Origin of the sequence: Propioniciclava sp. MC1683, from assembly GCF_014164675.1 — a bacterium.
In the GTDB taxonomy this organism is placed as follows: Bacteria; Actinomycetota; Actinomycetes; order Propionibacteriales; family Propionibacteriaceae; genus Propioniciclava.
On record NZ_JACJFX010000005.1, the window covers coordinates 34612 to 54714 of the forward strand.

Consider the following 20103-nt stretch of genomic DNA (forward strand, 5'->3'; position numbering starts at 1 on the left):
GTTGGGCCTCATGCGCGGCGGCGGAGCAGCGCGCAGAACATCGCGTCGGTCCCGTCGCGGTGCGGCCACAGCTGCGTGGTCGACTCGCGGGTGACGTCGTCCCGGTCGGCCAGCACCGTCGCGAGGACGCCCTCGGTCTCGTCGCGGTGCGGCGAGCAGGTGACGTACGCGACCACCCCGCCGGGGGCGGTCGCGTCGAGCGCGCTCGACAGGAGCCGCCGCTGCAGCGGCACGAGTCCGGCGAGGTGCTCGGGCGTGCGGCGCCACCGCGATTCCGGACGCCGGCGCAGGGCCCCCAGCCCGGTGCAGGGCACGTCAGCCATCACCCGGGCGAAACGGCCGGACGCCCACGCGGGCCGGGTGCCGTCCGCCGCGATCACCCGGGGCCGGTTCTCGCCCCCATAGGCGCGGAGGGCGGCCGCCACCAGCCCGGCGCGGTGCGGCTGCAGCTCGGAGGCCAGCAGCGTGCTCCCCTGCTGCATCGCCAGGCCGGCGAGCAGGGCCGCCTTGCCGCCGGGGCCGGCACAGAGGTCGAGCCACGGACCTTCGGGCGCGTCGGACTCGGCGAGCGCGAGCGCCACGAGCTGGCTGCCCTCGTCCTGGACGCCGGCGCGCCCCTCCCGGACGGCAGCGAGGTCGCCGGGGTTGCCGGGCCGTCGGGCGCCGAAGGGCGAGCGGGCGGTGGGCTCGCCGTCGAGTTCGTCGACGGTCGCGAGCCCGGGCCGCACGACGAGCGTCGGCACGGGCGGGACGTTGTTGGCCGCCAGCGCCTCCTCGGCCTCGTCGCCGAGCAGGTCGACGTAGGCCTGGGCGATCCAGCGCGGGTGGTGGGTGCGCAGCGCGAGGCGTCCGAGGGCGTCCTCGTCGCGGGCGAGGTGGTCGACCCAGCCGTCGAGGTCGCGGGCGGCGACCTTGCGCAGCACCGCGTTGGTGAGCCCGGCGACCTTCTCGCCCACGGTGGCCGCGGCGAGGTCGACGGTGGTGCTGATGGCGGCGTGGTGCCCCACCCGCATGCTGAGCAGCTGGTGGGTGCCCAGGCGCAGGGCGTCGGCGAGCGCGGGGTCGAAGGAGTCGCGCCCGGACGCTGCGGCCAGGATGCGGTCGTAGGTGCCGAGCAGGCGGCACGTGCCGGAGACGAGCTCGGTGACGAATCCTGCGTCGCGGGGGTCGAGGCCGGCGTCGGACAGGACCCGGGCGGTCTCGAGGTTGGCGTAGGCGTCCTGCTGGGTGACCGCACCCAGGATGCGATGGGCGAGCAGCCGCGGCCGGTCAGGTCGCCGGCGGCGGAGCGTGCGGTTGCCGGCGGCCATCAGGCGAACCGCACCGCGGCGTCGCGCAGGCCGCGGCCCCAGTCCGCCCCGGCCATCTCCTTCTTGCCCTGGGGCTGGACGCGCACCAGCTCCAGCGCCGTCGTGCCGGTGCCGACCAGGACCCGTCGCTTCTCGACCCGCACCTCGCCGGGGGCCAGCCCGGCCTCGTCGGTGGGGCGTCCGAACGCGACCTTGAACCGCTCGTCGCCGATGGTCGTCCACGCCATGGGTTCGGGCGAGCAGCCGCGGACCAGCCGGTCGATCTCGTCGGCCTGCCGGGTCCAGTCGATGCGGGCCTCCTCGACCGTGATCTTGGGCGCGAGCGTGACCGCGGCCTCGTCGTCCTGCTCGGCCGGCTCGGTGGTGGCCAGGGCGTCGATGGTGTCGAGGAGCAACCTGGCGCCGGTGTGGGCGAGAGCCTCCAGCACCTCGCCGGCGGTCTCGGTGCCGGTGAGCGCCATCTCCGTCGTGCCGTACACGGGGCCGGCGTCCAGCTCGCGCACGAGGCGGAAGGTCGTGGCGCCGGTCACTCCGTCGCCGGCCATGATGGCCCGCTGGACGGGAGCGGCGCCTCGCCAGCGCGGGAGCAGGGAGAAGTGCAGGTTGACCCACCCGTACCGCGGGATGTCGAGGACGTGCTGCGGCACCAGCGCGCCGTAGGCGACGACCGTGCAGGCGTCGGGGGCGAGCTCGGTGAGGGCGGCCACGAACTCGGGGTCGCGGGGGTGCATGGGCTTCAACGCCGGGATGCCGTGGTCGGCCGCCCACTGCCCCACCTCGCTCGGCACGAGCCGCTTGCTGCGGCCCCGGGCCGCGTCGGGTCGGGTCACGACGGCGGTCACCTCGTGGTCGGAGGCGAGCAGGGCCTCGAACGAGGGGATGGCGACGGACGGGGTTCCGGCAAGGACGAGGCGCACCCGACCAGCTTAGGCCCGCGCCGCCACCCGGTCGTGGAAGTCGGTGACCGCCCGCATCATCCGGGGTCCGCCGTGGCCCTCGTCCTCGACGACGACCAGCTCGCTGCCGGGCCAGGCCCGGTGCAGGCGCCACGCGGTCACGACCGGACCGGACACGTCCAGGCGCCCGTGCACGAGCTGGGCGGGCACCCGCGGCAGGGCGGACGCCTTGCCCAGGACGTCCGCGGGCGCGGCCCCGCCGGGTGCCCCGAAGGCGATGTGGTTCCACAGGCGGGCCACCAGCACCGTGAAGGCCTCCTGCTCGGCGGGTGGCCACTCCGAGAGCACCGGGGTGAAGCCGCCGGCACCGAGGGACACGTGGTGGTCCTCCCAGAGCGTCCAGGCCGCCGCCACGGCGCGCCGCACCGTCGCGTCGGGCGAACCCATGAGGCGGTCCAGGGCGGTGACGAGCGGCTCCTCCCCCGGCCGGTACCCCTCGGGCTGGCCGCAGAGCGTGTCCACGAGGACAGCGTGGGCCTCGGGGTGGATCCGACCGACGCCCTCGCTGAGCCACGTCACCTCCTCCGCCGAGGTCGTGGTCACCGCGGCCAGCGACACGGCGAGCACCCGCCCGGGGTGTGCCTGCGCGTAGGCCAGCGCCAGCGTCGACCCCCACGACACGCCGTACAGCAGCCAGGCCTCCACCCCGAGGTGCCGGCGGAGCTCCTCCAGGTCCGCGACGTACCGCTCGAGCGTGTGCGCGTCCCGCCCGTGGACCGGGTCGACGCGCGGGAGCGAGGCGCCGCACCCCCGCTGGTCGTAGGCGATGACCCGGTACCGCTCCGGGTCGAACGTGCGCACGAAGCCCCGCCGGCCCCGGCCCCCGCCCGGACCGCCGTGGAGGTGGACGGCCGGGATCGCCGTCGGGTTGCCCGAGCACTCCCAGGCGAGCTCGGCCCCGTCGGAGAGGGTCAGCATCCCGGCCACGTGCGGCTCGGTGCGCGGGTACACCGGCGCCGTCATGACGGGTCCACCTGCAGGCGCAGCGCCCCCGGCGCCTTGCGGGCCAGCCGGTCGGCCACGACCTCCTTCAGTCCCGCCACCAGCGCATCGCCGTGGGCGGGCGGGCACCGGACGGTCAGCCGCCACGTCTCCCCCTCGCCGGTGGTCTCCAGTGGCACCGGGCCGAAGTGCTCGGCACCCGGCACGGGGAGCCATGCGGCCTCGGCCTCGTCCAGCGCAGCCCGCGGGCCGTCGAACTGCACCAGCCGTGCCGCGGGCGGGAAGCGCGTGGCCACGCGCTCGGCGAGCTCACGCTCGGCGAACCCCGGAGCGTCCAGCCGGATGAGGGCCTGGATCGCGCGGGCGTCCGGCTCCCCCACCGCCATCACCGTGCCGTGCTGGGAACCCGGCCGCACGAGCGCGCACACGTGCAGCCACCGGCGCAGGGACTCCTCAGCCGCGCGCAGGTCGGGCCGGCCGAGCAGGAGGCCCGTGTCCATCAGGATCGCCGCCGCGTACCCGGCCTCGGCGCGAGGCTCCGCGCCGGGGGTGGCCAGCACGAGCGCGGGTTCCTCCCCCACCTCGTCGACCAGGTGGCCGGACCACGACTGCACCACCCGCACCTGCGGGAACGCCCGGCCCAGCTCCTCCGCGGTCCGCCGGACGCCGACCGTCGGGGCCCGCAGCCGCCCGCCGCCGCACGTCGGGCACGCCCACGGCCCCGGCAGCACCCCGCACGACCGGCACACGAGCACCCCGCCCCGCTCGCCGCGCAGCGGGTGGCTGCACCGGGGACAGCGGGCGAGTTCCCGACAGTCCTGGCACGCCATCGACGGTGCGTAGCCGGCCCGGGGCACCTGCAGCAGCACCGGCCCGCTGGCGAGCCCCGCCCGGATGGTCGTGAACACGTCGTGCGGCAGGCGGGCGGCCCTGGCGGCCGGGTCGCGGTCCTCCGCGCGGTCGCTGTGCGAGGCGACGTGCACCGCGGGACCCAGCCGGCGCACCTCGCGCGGCTCGTGCGCCAGGGCGACGAGCCACCCCTTCTCGACGAGGGCCTGCACCTCGGCGGTGCGGCCGTAGCCGGCCAGCAGGAGGGCGGAGTGCTCCAGCCCGGCGCGCAGGGCGGCGACCTCGCGGGCGTGCGGGTAGGGCGCCCGGGGCTCGGCCAACAAGTCGTTGCCCTCGTCCCACACCGCCACCAGTCCGAGGTCGTGCACGGGGGCGTACACCGCGGCGCGCGTCCCCAGCACCAGGCGCACGTCGCCGCGTGCGACGGCGAGGAAGTTCCGGTAGCGCGTCGCGGGCCCCAGCTCGGCGGTGAGCGTCGTGAAGCTGCCCTTGCCGAACGCGGCGGTACAGCGCGCGACGAGGGCGTCCAGCGCATCCCCGTCCGGGACCACGACGATCGCACCCCGGCCCGCGGACAGGGTCGCGCCCACGGCGTCCAGCACCCCACCGGCCCAGTCGCCGGGCGCGCCCAACACGGGCACGGGGTTCCAGGCCGCCCGCAGAGGTTCGCCGGTCGCCAGCCCGGCGAGGTAGCGCTCGCCCCCGGGGTAGCCGGCCAGCACGCCCGAGGGCTCGGACGCCGCGGGCTCGGGCCGGTCGGGGCGCGCGGCCGCCTCGGACGCGGCGTGGCGCGGCGGGACGGCCAGCCGGGCGACGTCGGAGAACGTGCCGCCCCAGTGGTCGGCGACCTCACGGATCAGTCGCGCCACGGCGTCGGTCAGCACCACCTCCGGCGAGATCACACGCTCCAGCGGCGCCAGCTTGTCGAGATCGGTGGTGTCGGCGACCTCGAGCACCCAGGCGTCGCGCAGCTTGCCCGCGAAGCGCACCCGGACCCGGACGCCCGGCTCCACCGCGTCGGCCTGCTCGTCGGTGATCGCGTAGTCGAACACGCGGTCGAGGTGCGGCAGCGGCACGTCGACCGCGACCCGCGCCACCCTGACCTGCCCCATGCGCCCGATCGTAGGGGGCGCGGCCGACAGCCGCGGGACTCAGCGTCCCCGGAGCACGCGCAGTTGCTCGAGGTCCTCCGCCGGCTCGGGCGCGGTGGGCCGCAGGCGGAGGACCACCGCGACCACACAGGCGACGAGGAGTGCGGCCTGGGCGGCACGGGATGCGGAGAGCACGACGAGGACGAGCCCCGCGACCGCCCCCAGCCCCAGCCACCAGCGGCGCTCCTCGAGGAGGCGCCACCCCAGGACCCCGACCACCAGCAGTTATCCCCAATGGGTGCTATCCCGCAGAATGGTTGGCCGACGCCAACCAGACGGGTCGATCAGCCCCGGACGGCCTTCGCCAGCGCTTCGGCGCGGTCGGTCCGCTCCCACGTCATCTCGGGGAGCTCGCGGCCGAAGTGCCCGTAGTTGGTGATCTTGGAGTAGATCGGGCGCAGCAGCTGCAGGTCGCGGATGATCGCGGCCGGGCGCAGGTCGAACACCGACAGGACGGCGTCGTTGATCTGCTCCACCGGGACCTTCTCGGTCCCGAAGCACTCGGTGTAGAAGCCGACCGGGTGCGCGCGGCCGATGGCGTAGGCCACCTGCACCTCGCACCGCTCGGCCAGGCCCGCGGCCACCACGTTCTTCGCCACCCAGCGCATGGCGTACGCGCCGGAGCGGTCGACCTTCGAGGGGTCCTTGCCCGAGAACGCGCCGCCGCCGTGGCGGGCCATGCCACCGTAGGTGTCGACGATGATCTTGCGGCCGGTGACCCCGGCGTCGCCCATCGGTCCGCCGATGACGAACTTGCCGGTCGGGTTCACGTAGGAGTTGTGGCCCGCCGACTCGATGTCGTAGGCGGCCAGCACCGGCTCGATGACGGACGAGATGATCGCGTCCCGGATCACGCCGTCGCGCCACGCCGCCTCGGTGTGCTGGGTGGAGACCACGACGGTGTCGACGCGCACGGGCTTCGCGCCGTCGTACTCGATCGTGACCTGGGTCTTGCCGTCGGGCAGCACCCACGGCAGCTCGCCGCTCTTGCGCACCTGTGCCAGGCGCTCGGACAGCCGGTGGGCGATGTCGATGGGCAGCGGCATCAGGGTCGGGGTGTCGAGGCAGGCGTAGCCGAACATGAGGCCCTGGTCGCCGGCGCCCTGGCGGTCGAGGTCGTCCCCGGCGACGCCGTCGCGCACCTCCTCGGCCGCGTCGACGCCCTGCGCGATGTCGGGGCTCTGCGAGCCCAGCGAGACGAGCACACCGCAGCTCTTGCCGTCGAAGGACGCCTCGGCCTTGTCGTAGCCGATCTTGAGGATCCGCTCGCGGGCGATGCTGGAGATGTCGGCGTAGGCCGTCGTCGAGACCTCACCCGCCACCACGACGGTGCCGGTGGTCACGAGCGTCTCGACGGCCACCCGGCTCGCCACGTCGTCGGACAGGAGCGCGTCGAGCACGGCGTCGGACACCGCGTCGGCGACCTTGTCGGGGTGACCCTCGGTCACCGACTCCGACGTGAACAGACGACTCACTTCTTCTCCTGTCCGGCCGCCACGACGGCGTCCCAGATGCGGTGGGCGATCGCCGACTTGGAGCCGGCGGCCGCCTCGACGACGCCCGTGGCGTCGATGATGGTGACGGTGTTGTCGGGCTCGCCGAACACGGCCCCGCCCGACACGTTGTTGAGGACGAGCAGGTCGCAGCCCTTGCGCTCGAGCTTGGCCCGACCGAGGCGCAGCAGGTCGGCCTCGTCGGCGGCCGTCTCGGCGGCGAAGCCGACTATCACCTGCTCGCGCGGCCGGGCGTGGCTGAGGGTCTTGAGCACGTCCGTGGTCTGCTTGAAGGAGACGGTGAGCCCCCCGTCGCCGTCCTTCTTGATCTTCCCGTCGGCCGGCGCCTCGGGGGTGAAGTCCGCGGGCGCCGCGGCCATGACGATCGCGTCGGCGTCGGCCTGCAGTTCCAGCATCGCCTCGGCGAGCTCGGCGGTCGACCGCACGGTGCGGACGGTGCAGCCCGACGGGAGCGGCAGGGAGACGTTGGCGGCGACGAGCGTCACCCGGGCGCCGCGCAGGGACGCCGCGCGGGCCAGGGCGATGCCCTGCAGGCCGCTGCTGGCGTTGCCGAGGAAGCGGACGGGGTCGAGCGCCTCGTGGGTGCCCCCCGCGCTGACGACGACGTGGCGGCCGGTCAGGTCGCGGGCGCGCACGGCGTCGGCGGTGCGCTCGTCCCCCAGAACGGACGTGGCCACGGCCACGATGTCGACGGGCTCGGGCAGGCGGCCGGGGCCGGTGTCGGCGCCGGTGAGGCGGCCGGACGCCGGCTCCATGACGAGGACGCCCCGCTCGCGCAGTGTGGCCACGTTCGCCTGGGTCGCCGGGTGCAGCCACATCTCGGTGTGCATGGCCGGCACCATCAGGACGGGGCACGTGGCGGTGAGCAGGACGTTGGTGAGGAGGTCGTCGGCGCGGCCGGTCGCGGCACGCGCGAGCAGGTCGGCGGTGGCGGGCGCGACGACGACGAGGTCGGCCTGCTGCCCGATGCGGACGTGCGGGACCTCGGTGATGTTCTCGAAGACCGACGTGGCCACGGCACGCCCCGACAGGGCCGCCCACGTCGTCGCGCCCACGAACTCGAGCGCGTTCGGGGTGGGGACCACGGTGACCTCGTGGCCGGATTCGCTGAGTCGCCGGAGGACCTCGCACGCCTTGTAGGCGGCGATCCCCCCGGCGACGCCGAGGACGATGCGACTCACGCCGGTGACCGGGACGCTGGGCTCAGGCCAGGGCGTCGGGGTCGAACGGGTCGAGGCCGAAGTCCGGGTCCGCCTCGGCCTCGGCGCGCGCGGCGGCCTCGGCCTCGGGGTCGATCTCGGTGACCTCGAGCACGTCGGCGTTGATCTCGCGCAGCGCGATGGTCAGCGGCTTCTCCTGCACCGAGGTGTCGACCAGCGGGCCGACGTTCTCGAGGAGGCCCTCGCCGAGCTGGCTGTAGTAGGCGTTGATCTGGCGCGCGCGCTTGGCGGCGAACAGGACCAGGCGGTACTTGGAGTCGACCTTGCTCAGGAGCTCATCGATCGGGGGGTTCGTGATCCCCTCGGGAATATGGGTGCTCAACGTCCATCCTTCATCACGTCTGGGGTTGCAAACCCAAGGAGTCTACCAGTTGCGCGACCGTGCGTCCCAACTCATCGTTCACGATGACCTCGTCGAACTCCTCGGCCGCCGCGAGCTCGATGCGGGCGGTCTCCAGACGGCGCGCGACCTGGTCGGGCGACTCGGTTCCCCGGCCCTCCAGCCGGCCCACGAGCGTCGACCAGTCGGGCGGCGCCAGGAAGACGAAATGGGCCTCCGGCAACGTCTCGCGGACCTGGCGCGCCCCCTGCAGGTCGATCTCCAGGATCACCGGACGCCCCTGCGCCGCCGCCTCGAGGACCGGGCCCGCCGGCGTCCCGTACCGGTGCCGACCGTGGACGACGGCCCACTCCAGCAGGCCGTCGGTCTCGATGAGGCGGTCGAACTCCGCGTCGGAGGTGAACAGGTAGTGGACGCCGTCCACCTCGCCCGGTCGCGGGGGCCGCGTCGTCGCCGACACCGACACCCACACCTCGGGGTGGGACGCCCGCAGCAACTGCACCACGGTCCCCTTGCCGACCCCTGCCGGCCCGGAGATCACCGTGATGCCGTGCCTCACTTGAACTCGGCCTTGAGCCCCGCCACCTGGTGGCGCCCCAGGCCGCGGATGCGACGGTTCGACGCGATGTCGAGCTTCTCCATCACGGCGGTGGCGCGCTTCTCGCCGACACGCGGGAGGGACTTGAGCAGGTCGACGACCTTGACGTGCGCCAGCACGTCATCGGCCTGGGCCACGTCCAGCGCCTCACCGAGGGACAACGCCCCGGTGCGCACCTTGGCCTTCAACTCGGCGCGCACGCGGCGCGCTTGGGTTGCTGCAGCCCGAGCAGCCTGCAGCTGCTCGGTCGTGAGCTGGGGGATGGACACTCTGGCTCCCAACGGGTCATGCGGTGGACTTGGTACAGCAGATTAGACAACTTGACGGTTGATTCGGGCGAATCGTGGCGTTCACGAGGGCAGGAACGTGGCAACTCGTTGCCGTAGGGCCTCCGGGTCGGGCCCTGCCTGCAGGATGCCACGCCCCACCATGGGCAGCACGTTGTCGTAGGCGCTGCCGAACAGGCCGGGCAGGTCCTCCATGCGACCGCCCTGCGCCCCGATGCCCGGGACGAGGATGGATCCGTTGAACTCCGACACGTCGCACGCCAGCGACTGGTGGGTCCCGCCGACGACCAGGCCGATCGCGCGGGTGCGGGCGCGCGTGTTGAGCTCGCGGGCCGAATCGATGATCGTCTGCGCCACCGACCCCTCCTGCCCGAGCGCCAGCTGCACCTGCCCGCCCTCGGGGTTCGAGGTGCGGGCCAGCACGTAGACGCCCTTGTCGAAGGCGATCGCGCGCTCGAAGGCGGGCATGAGCGAGTCGAAGCCCAGGTAGGGCGACACGGTCACGGCGTCGCCGGCCAGGGGGGCGTGCGGCGCGAGGAACGCCTCGGCGTAGGCCTGCATCGTCGAGCCGATGTCGCCGCGCTTGGCGTCCAGGATGGACAGCGCCCCGGCCTCGCGGATGGCCGCGACCAGGCGCTCCAGCACCGCGAACCCGGCCGAGCCGTGCACCTCGAAGAACGCGACCTGCGGCTTGAACACGGCGACCACGTCGCCGAGCCCGTTCACGACGGTGCGGCAATAGGCCTCCAGCCCGGACGCGTCGAGCGACAGTCCCCAGGCCGACAGCAGGGAGGGATGGGGGTCGATCCCGACGCAGAGGTTGCCGCGCTGGGCGACGACCTCCTTGAGCCGCTGGCGATAGGTGCTCACCTGACCTCCTCGTTGATGGACGCGATGAGGGCGGGACCCGCGTAGATGAAGCCAGTGTAGATCTGGACCAGGCTCGCGCCGACGTCCAACAGGGCCTTGGCATCGTCGGCGGTCATCACGCCACCCGACCCGATCACCGGGAGGTCGGTGTGCCCGGCCACGTAGCCGACGACCTCGCGAGCACGGGCCGTCAGCGGCCGCCCGGACAGTCCGCCGGCCTCGTCGGCCAGGTGCCGGTCCGAGGGGGCCAGGCCCTCGCGCGACAGCGTGGTGTTGGTGGCGATCAGGCCCGAGACGCCGGCGTCCGTGGCGGCACCGAGGACCTCGTCGAGCTGATCGAAGGTCAGGTCGGGCGCGACCTTGACGAACACGGGCACGGGGTCGGCGGCGCGCAGCTGGCGGGCTCGGGTGGTGAGGGCGCCGAGCAGCTCGGCGAGCGCTCCCCCGTCCTGCAGCGAGCGCAGGCCGGGGGTGTTGGGGCTGGAGACGTTCACGGCGATGTAGTCGGCGTGGGGGTGCACGAGGTCGAACGAGGCCAGGTAGTCGGCCACGGCGTCCTCCACCTCGACCACCTTCGTCTTGCCGAGGCTGACGCCCAGTGGGATGCCCGCTGCGCCGTTGCCCCGGAACACGCCAGCGACCGCGAGCCGGTTGGCCAGGGCGAGCGCGCCGTGGTTGTTGAACCCCATCCGGTTGACCAATCCGCCCGACTCCGGGGCCCGGAAGATGCGCGGCCGCTCGTTGCCCGGCTGTGCCTGGGCGGTGACGGTGCCGAGCTCGGCGAACGCGAAGCCCAGGTACTGCCACGCGAGGGCGGCGCGTCCGTCCTTGTCCATGCCGGCGGCCAGGCCGACCCGGCCCGGGAACCGGATGCCGGCCACCTCGACCGGCGACGAGGCGCTGCGCGTCGCGAGGCGGGCCAGGTCGCGCGCACCGGGGAGCTGGGCGAGCACCGACAGCGCCCGGATCATGTCCTCGTGGACGCTCTCCGGGTCCCCGCCCCGGGCCTTGAACAGCAGGGGGCGCAGGGCCCTCTCGTAACCCGTCCCCACGATGGTGCGCAGCATGGCCACGACCCTATCGCGCCATGAGCGCCGTCCAGTCCTGGAGTGACCGGACGCCGACCTCCCCCGCCTGCGTCGCCTCGATGCCCTGCACGGCCGCGGACAGGCCCTGCACCGTGGTGATGATCGGGATGTCCCGCAGGATGGCCGCCGAGCGGATCGACCAGCCGTCGCGGCGCGGCTGCCCGTCGGCGCCGGCGCCCTGCGGGGTGTTGAAGATGAGGTCCACCTCGCCGGCCAGGATGGCGTCCACGACCGTCGGGTGCCCGTCGGGTCCGCGCCCCTCGTGCGCCTTGCGCAGCACCTCGACCTCGATCCCGTTGCGGCGCAGTACCTGGGCGGTGCCGGCGGTCGCGACGATCCGGAAGCCGAGGTCGGCCAGCCGCTTCACGGGGAAGATCGCGTGCCGCTTGTCGCGGTTGGCGATCGACACGAAGGCGGTGCCGCCGGTGGGCAGGCCGCCGTAGCTGCCGGTCTGGGACTTGGCGAAGGCCGTGCCGAAGCGGGCGTCCAGACCCATCACCTCGCCGGTCGACTTCATCTCGGGGCCGAGCAGGGAGTCCACCGAGACGCCGTCGGCCGTGCGGAACCGGTTGAACGGCATCACGGCCTCCTTGACCGCGATGGGGGCCGTCTCGATGAGCTCGGCGCCGTCGCCGGTCGCGCGCAGCACCCCGGCCGCGCGCAGGTCGGCGATCGACTCCCCCAGCATGACCCGGGCGCAGGCCTTGGCCAGCTGGGTGCCGGTGGCCTTCGACACGAACGGCACGGTGCGGGACGCCCGCGGGTTGGCCTCGAGCACGAACAGGGTGTCGCCCTGCAGCGCGTACTGGATGTTGATCAGGCCGCGGACGCCCACGCCCCGGGCGATCGCCTCGGTGGCGACCCGGATCCGCTCGATGACGTCGGTGCCCAGCGTGATCGGGGGCAGCGTGCACGCCGAGTCGCCGGAGTGGATGCCGGCCTCCTCGATGTGCTCCATGACCCCGCCCAGGTACAGGTCGCTGCCGTCGTACAGGGCGTCGACGTCGATCTCGATCGCGTCGTCGAGGAACCGGTCGACCAGCACCGGCTGCTGCGGGGTGATGAAGGTCGCCCGGTGGATGTAGCCGACCAGCGCCTCGTCGTCGTAGACGATCTCCATGCCGCGCCCGCCCAGCACGTAGCTGGGGCGCACGAGCACCGGGTAGCCGATGCGGTTGGCGATCTCGACGGCCTGGGCGGCGCTCTGCGCCATGCCGTAGCGCGGGGCGGGCAGCCCGGCCGCGACGAGGACGTCGCCGAAGGCGCCCCGCTCCTCGGCCGCGTTGATCGCCTCGGGGGAGGTGCCGACGATCGGCACCCCGTTGTCCTTGAGCGCCTGGGCGAGCTTCAGCGGCGTCTGTCCGCCCAGCTGCACGATGACGCCGGCCACCGGGCCCTTGTCGAGCTCGGCGTGGTAGACCTCGAGCACGTCCTCCAGCGTCAGCGGCTCGAAGTAGAGCCGGTCGGAGGTGTCGTAGTCGGTCGAGACGGTCTCGGGGTTGCAGTTGACCATCACGGCCTCGTAGCCGGCCTCGCGCAGCGCCATCGCGGCGTGCACGCACGAGTAGTCGAACTCGATGCCCTGCCCGATGCGGTTGGGGCCCGAGCCGAGGATGAGCACCGCGGGCTTCGTCCGCTCGGCGACCTCGTTCTCCTCGTCGTAGGTCGAGTAGTGGTACGGCGTCCGAGCGGCGAACTCGGCGGCGCAGGTGTCGACGGTCTTGTAGACCGGGTTCACGCCCAGCGCCCACCGCACGCCCCGGATCACCTCGTCGGAGGTGTTCCGCAGCAGCGCGACCTGGTGGTCGGACAGGCCGATCCGCTTGGCCCGGCGCAGCAGGTCGGGGGCCAGGTTGTCGTGGTCGCGCACCTCCTGGGCGAGCTCCCAGACCTGCAGGATCTGATCGAGGAACCACGGGTCGATCCCGGTGGCCACGTGCAGCTGCTCCACCGTCGCCCCGGCCCGGAAGGCGCGCATGACGAGCTGGAGGCGTCCGTCGTGCGGCCGGCCGACGCGGGACAGGATGTCGTCGAGCGACTCGGGGATCGGCGAGGTGAGGTCGAAGGGGGCCTTCGGGTCCTCCAGCGAGCGCAGCGCCTTGTTCAGGGCCTCGGGGAAGTTGCGGCCGAAAGCCATCGCCTCGCCCACCGACTTCATGTGGGTGGTCAGCGTGTCCTCGGCCGTCGGGAACTTCTCGAACGCGAACCGGGGCACCTTGACCACGACATAGTCCAGCGTCGGCTCGAAGCTGGCCGGGGTCTGCTCGGTGATGTCGTTGTCGATCTCGTCCAGGGTGTACCCGACGGCGACCTTCGCGGCGATCTTGGCGATCGGGAACCCGGTCGCCTTCGACGCCAGCGCCGAGCTCCGCGACACGCGCGGGTTCATCTCGATGACGACCATGCGCCCGTCCACCGGGTTGACGGCGAACTGGATGTTGCAGCCGCCGGTGTCGACCCCGACCTCGCGGATGATCGCGATGGCGACGTCGCGCATGGCCTGGTACTCGCGGTCGGTCAGCGTCATCGCCGGGGCGACCGTGATCGAGTCGCCGGTGTGGACGCCCATCGGGTCGAGGTTCTCGATCGAGCAGATGATGACGACGTTGTCGGCCGCATCACGCATCACCTCCAGCTCGTACTCCTTCCAGCCCAGGATCGACTCCTCGGCCAGCACCTCGGTCACCGGCGAGGCGGCCAGCCCGATGGCGGCCATCTCGCGCAGCTCGGCCTCGTCGTGGGCGAAGCCCGACCCGACCCCGCCCATCGTGAAGCTGGGCCGCAGCACGAGCGGGTAACCGAGCTCGGACGCCGCGGCCACCACCTCCTCCAGCGTGTGGCAGACCACCGACCGGGCCGACTCGGGCTTCGCGCCCGGGACGTCGAGGCCGGACACGATGTCCTTGAACTTCTCCCGGTCCTCGCCGCGCTGGATGGCGTCGAAGCTGGCGCCGATCATCTCGACCCCGTAGCGCTCGAGCACGCCGTTCTCGTGGAGGGCCACCGCCGTGTTGAGGGCCGTCTGGCCGCCCAGCGTGGGCAGGATCGCGTCGGGCCGCTCCAGCGCGATGACCTTCTCGACCATCTCGGGGGTGATCGGCTCGATGTAGGTGGCGTCGGCGAACTCGGGGTCGGTCATGATCGTGGCCGGGTTGGAGTTCACCAGGACCACCCGGAACCCCTCCTCCCGCAGCACGCGGCAGGCCTGGGTGCCCGAGTAGTCGAACTCGCAGGCCTGGCCGATCACGATCGGGCCCGACCCGATCACGAGGATCGAGCTGATGTCGGTACGGCGTGGCATGTCAGTTCCCCTCGAGCATCGCGACGAAACGGTCGAACAGGTAGGCCGAGTCGTGTGGGCCGGCGGCCGCCTCGGGGTGGTACTGCACCGAGAAGCCGCGCAGGCGGCCGTCGCCGTCGAGCAGCTCCAGGCCCTCGACGACGTCGTCGTTGAGACAGACGTGGCTGACCCGGGCCGTGCCCCAGCGGGTGTCGGTGTCGCGGTCCAGCGGCGCGTCGACCGCGAAGCCGTGGTTCTGGGCGGTGATCTCCACCTTGCCCGTCCGGCGGTCGAGCACGGGCTGGTTGATGCCGCGGTGGCCGTAGGTGAGCTTGTAGGTGCCGAACCCGAGGGCGCGCCCGAAGATCTGGTTGCCGAAGCAGATGCCGAAGTAGGGCAGGCCGGCGTCCAGCACCTCGGTGAGCAGCGCGACCGCCTCGCCGGCGGCGGCGGGGTCGCCGGGCCCGTTGCTGAAGAAGACCCCGTCGGCCCCCGTGGCGCGGATGTCGGCCAGCGTCGAGGAGGCAGGCAGCACGTGCACCTCGATGCCGCGGCGGGCCATCATCGTCGGGGTCATGTCCTTGATGCCGAGGTCGACGGCGGCCACGGCGAAGCGGCGCTCCCCCTCGGCGGGCACGACGGCGGGCTGCTCGACCGTCACGTCGCCGACGAGGTTGGCGCCCGCCATGGGCGGCTGCTCGAGCACGCGCGCCAGGAGCTTGTCGGCGTCCGTCTCGGTGGTGGAGATGCCCACCCGCATGGCGCCGCGCTCGCGCAGGTGGCGCGTGAGGGCGCGGGTGTCGACCTCGGCGATGCCGACGACGCCCTGCTCGGCGAGCACCTCGTGCAGCGACCGGTTGGAGCGCCAGTTCGAGCGGACCCGGGACACGTCGCGCACGACGTAGCCGGCCACCCAGATGCGGCGCGACTCGTCGTCCTCGTCGTTCCAGCCCGTGTTGCCGATGTGCGGCGCGGTCGCGACCACGACCTGACGGTGGTAGCTGGGGTCGGTCAGCGTCTCCTGGTAGCCGGTCATGCCGGTGGAGAAGACGGCCTCGCCGAAGGTCTCGCCGGTGGCGCCGAAGGACACCCCACGGAAAACGCGACCGTCCTCGAGGACCAACAGAGCTGGTGGTGCGGTGCGAGGTTCCATGGTGGTGTCCTTCCTCACTCGGCCCCGGGATCCCCCGGAGCGGAAAGCCGTTGCACGGCGGCGTTGAGCAGCCCGTTCAGGAACGCGGGCGACTCGGGGGTGGAGAACTCGGCGGCCAGCCCGACGGCCTCGTCGATGGCGACGGGTGCGGGCGTGTCCGTGTGCGCGATCTCGAACAGCGCGATGCGCGCGAGGTTGCGGTCGACGCGGGCCATGCGCTCCAGCGTCCACGAACCGGTGAGGCTGGCCGCGATCACGGCGTCCAGCTCGTCGGCGTGCTCGATGCAGCCGTTGACCAGCTGGATCGTGAAGGGGCGCACGGGCGCCAGGCCGATGCGCTCGGCGAGCGTCTCCGCAGCGGGGCGGCCCCGCAGCTCGCTCTCGTACAGGACATCGAGGGCGCGCTTGCGGGCCTTCGTCCGCGTGCTGTTGTCGCGGCGGTCGGTCACGCGCTGACGCGACCCAGGTAGCTGCCGTCGCGGGTGTCGACCTTGACCCGGGTGCCCTGCTCGATGAACAGCGGGACCTGGATCTGCTTGCCGGTCTCCAGCGTGGCGGGCTTGGTGCCGGCCGAGGAGCGGTCGCCCTGCAGGCCGGGCTCGGTGTAGGTGATCTCCAGCTCGACCGACGCCGGCAGCTCGATGTAGAGCGGGTTGCCGTCGTGGGTGGCGACGAGCGCCATCTGGTTCTCGAGCATGTAGTCCTTGGCGTCACCGACGATCTCGTCGGCGATGTTCAGCTGGTCGTAGGACACGGTGTCCATGAACACGAACGCGTGGCCGTCGTGGTACAGGTACTGCATCTCGCGGCGGTCGACCGTGGCGCTCTCGACCTTGGTGTCGGAGTTGAAGGTCTTGTCGACGATCTTGCCGGACAGGACGTTCTTCAGCTTGCTGCGGACGACGGTGTTGCCCTTGCCCGGCTTGTGGTGCTGGAACCAGATGACCTGCCAGAGCTGGCCGTCGATGTCGAGAACGGTGCCGTTCTTCAGGTCGTTGGTCGAGATGGTGGGCATGCATGGTCCTTCCGGCGTCGCGTTTCCAACGGAGAACTGTACCGGACGCCGCGGGCTGCGGCGTCAGCCGACCGGCGGGCGCACCTGGCCCAGGTTGCGGCCCCGGATGTCGGCCAGCAGCGCGTGCCGCTGCTCGGCGTGCGGGACGCTGACCTCGTCCATCACGTCGGCCAGCGGGGCGTTGCCCGCCGAGCGCAACCCCGCGATCGCGCCGGCGATGTCGGCCGGGGTCCGGTTCTGGTTGAGCTTGGCCTTGGCCTCGACCCGGGCGATGGGCAGCTCGATGCCGACGATGGCGCGCAGCATCCGCTCGATGGCGTCGGGGTCGACCTTGTCGGTGTCGTAGCCGAACCGGTCGGACATGTCCCACACCGCGGCGCGCAGCCACTCGGCGTCGTCGTGGACCACCAGCGGCCCGTAGGCGTGCACCGTGACGTAGTTCCACGTCGGGACGCCCGGGGCCTCGGCGTTGGAGGCGTACCAGTCGGCGTCGATGTAGCCGTCGGGCCCCGACAGGATCGCCAGCGCCTCGCCCAGGTGTGGTTCCTTCCACACCGGGTTCACCCGGGTCACGTGGAAGACGAGCGAGCCGAGACCCTCGCCCGCGGCGTCCGGACGCCACGTGAGGGGCAGCAGGGTCGCGACCGGCCCGGTCTCGTGGGCCGTGACCAGCTGGGCCGTCTCGGCGGTCGCCAGCAGCGAACGGACGTGCTCGTCGGTCATCGCGAAGTGGCGCGGGGTGTACATCAGCCGGCGAGCTCGGCGTAGGTGTCGCGCAGGAGGCCCTCGTCGGGGGCCTCGGCGATGAACGGGCTGCCCACGGCGTCCAGCAGCACGAACCGCAGCGACCCGGCCCGGGTCTTCTTGTCGAGGTTCATGGTCTCGCGCAGGTCGTCCCAGGCGTCGGCGTCGTAAGTGAGCGGCAGTCCCACCGACCCGAACACCGCCCGGTGGCGCTCGACGAAGGCGTCGTCGGCGTGGCCGAGGTTGCGGCTGAGCAGCGCGGCGAACTGGGCGCCGATGCTGACCGCGTAGCCGTGGCTCATCGTGTACTTCTCGCGGCGCTCGATCGCGTGCGCGAGCGTGTGGCCGTAGTTGAGCAGCTCGCGTCCCACCTGCGCGCCGGCGCTCGTGCGCTCGCGCAGGTCGCCGGCGACGACGCCGGCCTTGACCTCCATCGACCGGGACACCGCCTCGGCCAGCGCGGGGCTGCCCGGGGTGAGCAGGGCCTGCGGGTCGGCCTCGAAGAGCTCGAGGGTGCGGGGGTCGGCGATGAAGCCGTGCTTGGCCATCTCGGCCAGGCCGCCGCGCAGGTCGTCGATCGGCAGGCTGGCCAGGAAGTCGAGGTCGGCGAGCACCGCGGCCGGCTCCCAGAACGCACCGACGAGGTTCTTGCCCGCCTTGAGGTTGATGCCGGTCTTGCCGCCGACGGCGGCGTCCACCATGGCCAGCAGGGTCGTGGGCACCGACACGTACCGGACGCCGCGCAGCCAGGTCGCGGCCACGAAGCCGGCCAGGTCGGTGGTCGCTCCCCCGCCGAGGCCGACGACGGCGTCGGTGCGGGTGAACCCGTCCTCGGCGAGGATCTTCCAGCAGGCGTCCAGCACCTTGGCGGTCTTGGCCTTCTCGCCGCGCGGCAGCTGGACCTGCGTCACCTCGGCGTCGAGTTGGTGGGCCAGCGCGGTCGCCTCGTCACCCAGCACCTTGGGGTGCAGGATCGCGACGCGGGCGGCGTCCCCGACGGCGGCACGCAGGCGGGACACGGCCCCATGGCCGACGGTCACGTCGTAGGGCTGGGCCGTCGCGACGTGGATGGTGCTCAGCTCGGTCATGCGGCGGGTTCCTGCAGCAGGGCGATGATCTCCTCCACGACCTCGCCGGGTTCGCGCCCGGAGGTGTCGACGTGGAGGCGGCCGACCGCCGCGTAGACGGGCGTGCGCGCCCGCAGCATCTTGATCAGGGTGGCCCGGATGCCGCCACCGGCCAGCAGCGGGCGGCTGTCGTCCAGGCCGACGCGCTTGAACGCGTCGTGGGCGTCCACCATGAGCCAGACGGTCTGCACGTCGGCCAGCGCGTCGGCGATCGCCGGGGTCATGGGCGCGCCGCCCCCGAGGCTGACCACACCGTCGCCGACGAGCAGCGACAGGGTGGCGTCCTTCTCGATGGCGCGGAAGGCCTCCTCGCCGTCGTCGGCGAAGATCTCGCGGACGAGCTTGCCGTGCATGCGCTCGATCTCGGTGTCGACGTCGAAGAACGGCAGCCGCAGCCGCTCGGCCAGCAGCGCGCCGACGGTCGACTTGCCCGAGCCGGGGGCGCCGATCAGGGCGATCGTGGTCACGCCAGCCCCCGCTCGGCGAGGCGGTCGAGGTAGGCGCGGTGGTTGCGGGAGGTCTCGGCCAGCGAGTCGCCGCCGAACTTCTCCAGCATCTGCTCGGCCAGCACCAGCGCGACCATGGCCTCGGCGACGACGCCGGCGGCCGGCACCGCGCACACGTCGGAGCGCTGGTGGTGGGCCTGGGCCGGGGTCATGGACGCCGTGTCGACCGTACGCAGCGCGCGCGGCACCGTCGCGATCGGCTTCATCGCGGCGCGCACGCGGAGCACCTCGCCGGTGCTCATCCCGCCCTCGGTGCCGCCGGAGCGGTTGCCGGTGCGGGCGATGTGGTCGCCGTCCAGCACCATCTCGTCGTGGGCCAGCGACCCGCGGGTTCGGGCGAGCTCGAAGCCGTCGCCGACCTCGATGCCCTTGATCGCCTGGATCCCCATGAGGGCGCCCGCCAGGCGCGCGTCGAGGCGGCGGTCGCCCTGGCTGTGCGAGCCGATGCCGGGGGGCAGGCCGGTCGCGACCACCTCGACGACGCCGCCGATGGTGTCGCCCTCGGCCTTGGCGGCCTCGATCTCGGCGAGCATGCGGGCCGAGGACTCGGCGTCGAAGCAGCGCACCGGGTCGGCGTCGATGGCGTCGCGGTCGGCGAACGTCGGCAGCGCCAGCCCCGTCGAGCGGACCGGGCCGATCTCGACGACGTGGCTGACGACCTGCACCCCGTAGGCCTGGTCGAGGAAGTTGCTGGCGATCCGGCCGAGGGCCACGCGGGCCGCGGTCTCACGGGCGGAGGCGCGCTCGAGGATGGGACGGGCCTCGTCCCACTCGTACTTCTGCATGCCGGCCAGGTCGGCGTGGCCGGGGCGCGGACGGGTGAGGGCGGCGTTGCGGGCCTGCTGCTCGAGGACGGCCGGGTCGACCTCGTCGGGGGCCATCACGGTCTCCCATTTGGGCCACTCGGTGTTGCCGACCATGACCGCGATGGGCGAGCCCAGCGTCTCGCCGTGGCGGATGCCGGTGAGCATCGTCACCTCGTCGGCCTCGAACTTCATCCGGGCCCCCCGGCCGACGCCGAGCCGGCGGCGCCGCAGCGCCTCGGCCAGGTCGTCGGTGCTGACACGGACGTGGGAGGGGATGCCCTCGATCGTCGCCACCAGGGCGCGACCGTGGGACTCCCCTGCGGTCAACCAACGCAACATGGGCGTCA

Annotated in this window: 20 protein-coding genes; all 20 read right to left on the minus strand. The window is 73.0% G+C overall.

What is annotated here, in order from left to right:
* Positions 1-8: 8 nt before the first annotated feature.
* The 20 genes from H5397_RS04245 to aroC all read right to left on the minus strand — a co-directional run bounded on the left by H5397_RS04245 (position 9) and on the right by aroC (position 20095).
* Positions 9-1310, minus strand: coding sequence for an RsmB/NOP family class I SAM-dependent RNA methyltransferase (locus H5397_RS04245; RefSeq protein ID WP_182815076.1), 1302 nt, complete (start codon positions 1308-1310; stop codon positions 9-11).
* Positions 1310-2227: a methionyl-tRNA formyltransferase gene (gene fmt, locus H5397_RS04250; protein WP_182815077.1), complete on the minus strand. Its 918-nt coding sequence runs from the start codon at positions 2225-2227 to the stop codon at positions 1310-1312. The genes H5397_RS04245 and fmt overlap by 1 nt, the downstream gene beginning before the upstream one ends.
* Positions 2228-2236: 9 nt before the next feature.
* Positions 2237-3229: an alpha/beta fold hydrolase gene (locus H5397_RS04255; protein WP_220491985.1), complete on the minus strand. Its 993-nt coding sequence runs from the start codon at positions 3227-3229 to the stop codon at positions 2237-2239.
* Positions 3226-5169 carry a primosomal protein N' gene (locus H5397_RS18640; RefSeq protein WP_182815078.1) on the minus strand — a complete coding sequence of 648 codons (1944 nt, stop codon included), beginning with the start codon at positions 5167-5169 and terminating at the stop codon, positions 3226-3228. The genes H5397_RS04255 and H5397_RS18640 overlap by 4 nt, the downstream gene beginning before the upstream one ends.
* Positions 5170-5208: 39 nt before the next feature.
* Positions 5209-5427 (minus strand): hypothetical protein, encoded by a 219-nt coding sequence (locus H5397_RS04265; protein ID WP_182815079.1) that lies wholly within the window; start codon positions 5425-5427, stop codon positions 5209-5211.
* A 65-nt stretch (positions 5428-5492) separates the two neighbouring features.
* Positions 5493-6683, minus strand: a complete 1191-nt coding sequence (gene metK / locus H5397_RS04270; RefSeq protein ID WP_182815080.1) for a methionine adenosyltransferase — start codon at positions 6681-6683, stop codon at positions 5493-5495.
* The gene (gene coaBC, locus H5397_RS04275) at positions 6680-7903 is read right to left on the minus strand and encodes a bifunctional phosphopantothenoylcysteine decarboxylase/phosphopantothenate--cysteine ligase CoaBC (protein WP_182815081.1); all 1224 of its coding nucleotides are present in this window, start codon (positions 7901-7903) and stop codon (positions 6680-6682) included. The genes metK and coaBC overlap by 4 nt, the downstream gene beginning before the upstream one ends.
* Positions 7904-7925: 22 nt before the next feature.
* On the minus strand, positions 7926-8264 hold the full coding sequence (gene rpoZ, locus H5397_RS04280) for a DNA-directed RNA polymerase subunit omega (protein ID WP_182815082.1): 339 nt from the start codon (positions 8262-8264) through the stop codon (positions 7926-7928).
* Between the two features lie 13 nt (positions 8265-8277).
* Positions 8278-8841 carry a guanylate kinase gene (gene gmk / locus H5397_RS04285; protein WP_182815083.1) on the minus strand — a complete coding sequence of 188 codons (564 nt, stop codon included), beginning with the start codon at positions 8839-8841 and terminating at the stop codon, positions 8278-8280.
* Positions 8838-9161, minus strand: a complete 324-nt coding sequence (mihF, locus tag H5397_RS04290; RefSeq protein ID WP_182815084.1) for an integration host factor, actinobacterial type — start codon at positions 9159-9161, stop codon at positions 8838-8840. Before mihF ends, gmk begins: the two co-directional genes overlap by 4 nt.
* A 69-nt stretch (positions 9162-9230) precedes the next feature.
* A complete protein-coding gene (gene pyrF / locus H5397_RS04295) occupies positions 9231-10037 on the minus strand; it encodes an orotidine-5'-phosphate decarboxylase (RefSeq protein ID WP_182815085.1) in 807 nt (268 codons plus the stop codon).
* Positions 10034-11104: a quinone-dependent dihydroorotate dehydrogenase gene (locus tag H5397_RS04300; protein WP_182815086.1), complete on the minus strand. Its 1071-nt coding sequence runs from the start codon at positions 11102-11104 to the stop codon at positions 10034-10036. Before H5397_RS04300 ends, pyrF begins: the two co-directional genes overlap by 4 nt.
* A 10-nt stretch (positions 11105-11114) precedes the next feature.
* On the minus strand, positions 11115-14426 hold the full coding sequence (gene carB / locus H5397_RS04305) for a carbamoyl-phosphate synthase large subunit (RefSeq protein ID WP_182815087.1): 3312 nt from the start codon (positions 14424-14426) through the stop codon (positions 11115-11117).
* A 1-nt stretch (position 14427) separates the two neighbouring features.
* Entirely contained in the window at positions 14428-15558 is a 1131-nt protein-coding gene (gene carA, locus H5397_RS04310) for a glutamine-hydrolyzing carbamoyl-phosphate synthase small subunit (protein WP_182815088.1), read from the minus strand.
* Positions 15559-15572: 14 nt separating this feature from the next.
* Complete coding sequence (gene nusB / locus H5397_RS04315; RefSeq protein ID WP_182815089.1) at positions 15573-16007, minus strand: transcription antitermination factor NusB; 435 nt, start codon at positions 16005-16007, stop codon at positions 15573-15575.
* Positions 16004-16573 (minus strand): elongation factor P, encoded by a 570-nt coding sequence (gene efp / locus H5397_RS04320; RefSeq protein WP_182815090.1) that lies wholly within the window; start codon positions 16571-16573, stop codon positions 16004-16006. The genes nusB and efp overlap by 4 nt, the downstream gene beginning before the upstream one ends.
* A gap of 63 nt (positions 16574-16636) precedes the next feature.
* Positions 16637-17320 (minus strand): FMN-binding negative transcriptional regulator, encoded by a 684-nt coding sequence (locus H5397_RS04325; RefSeq protein WP_182815091.1) that lies wholly within the window; start codon positions 17318-17320, stop codon positions 16637-16639.
* Entirely contained in the window at positions 17320-18405 is a 1086-nt protein-coding gene (gene aroB, locus H5397_RS04330) for a 3-dehydroquinate synthase (protein ID WP_220491986.1), read from the minus strand. Before aroB ends, H5397_RS04325 begins: the two co-directional genes overlap by 1 nt.
* Complete coding sequence (locus H5397_RS17595; RefSeq protein WP_309224273.1) at positions 18402-18911, minus strand: shikimate kinase; 510 nt, start codon at positions 18909-18911, stop codon at positions 18402-18404. The genes aroB and H5397_RS17595 overlap by 4 nt, the downstream gene beginning before the upstream one ends.
* A complete protein-coding gene (aroC, locus tag H5397_RS04335) occupies positions 18908-20095 on the minus strand; it encodes a chorismate synthase (RefSeq protein WP_182815092.1) in 1188 nt (395 codons plus the stop codon). The genes H5397_RS17595 and aroC overlap by 4 nt, the downstream gene beginning before the upstream one ends.
* Positions 20096-20103: the final 8 nt, after the last annotated feature.

What these genes read in the sequence shown, in the direction of transcription:
- H5397_RS04300 (WP_182815086.1), bottom strand. Translation starts at nt 11,104, where the DNA reads ATGCTGCGCACCATCGTGGGGACGGGTTACGAGAGGGCCCTGCGCCCC.
- H5397_RS04255 (WP_220491985.1), bottom strand. Translation starts at nt 3,229, where the DNA reads ATGACGGCGCCGGTGTACCCGCGCACCGAGCCGCACGTGGCCGGGATG.
- carA (WP_182815088.1), bottom strand. Translation starts at nt 15,558, where the DNA reads ATGGAACCTCGCACCGCACCACCAGCTCTGTTGGTCCTCGAGGACGGT.
- H5397_RS18640 (WP_182815078.1), bottom strand. Translation starts at nt 5,169, where the DNA reads ATGGGGCAGGTCAGGGTGGCGCGGGTCGCGGTCGACGTGCCGCTGCCG.
- H5397_RS04245 (WP_182815076.1), bottom strand. Translation starts at nt 1,310, where the DNA reads ATGGCCGCCGGCAACCGCACGCTCCGCCGCCGGCGACCTGACCGGCCG.
- H5397_RS04325 (WP_182815091.1), bottom strand. Translation starts at nt 17,320, where the DNA reads ATGTACACCCCGCGCCACTTCGCGATGACCGACGAGCACGTCCGTTCG.
- aroB (WP_220491986.1), bottom strand. Translation starts at nt 18,405, where the DNA reads ATGACCGAGCTGAGCACCATCCACGTCGCGACGGCCCAGCCCTACGAC.
- carB (WP_182815087.1), bottom strand. Translation starts at nt 14,426, where the DNA reads ATGCCACGCCGTACCGACATCAGCTCGATCCTCGTGATCGGGTCGGGC.
- aroC (WP_182815092.1), bottom strand. Translation starts at nt 20,095, where the DNA reads ATGTTGCGTTGGTTGACCGCAGGGGAGTCCCACGGTCGCGCCCTGGTG.
- efp (WP_182815090.1), bottom strand. Translation starts at nt 16,573, where the DNA reads ATGCCCACCATCTCGACCAACGACCTGAAGAACGGCACCGTTCTCGAC.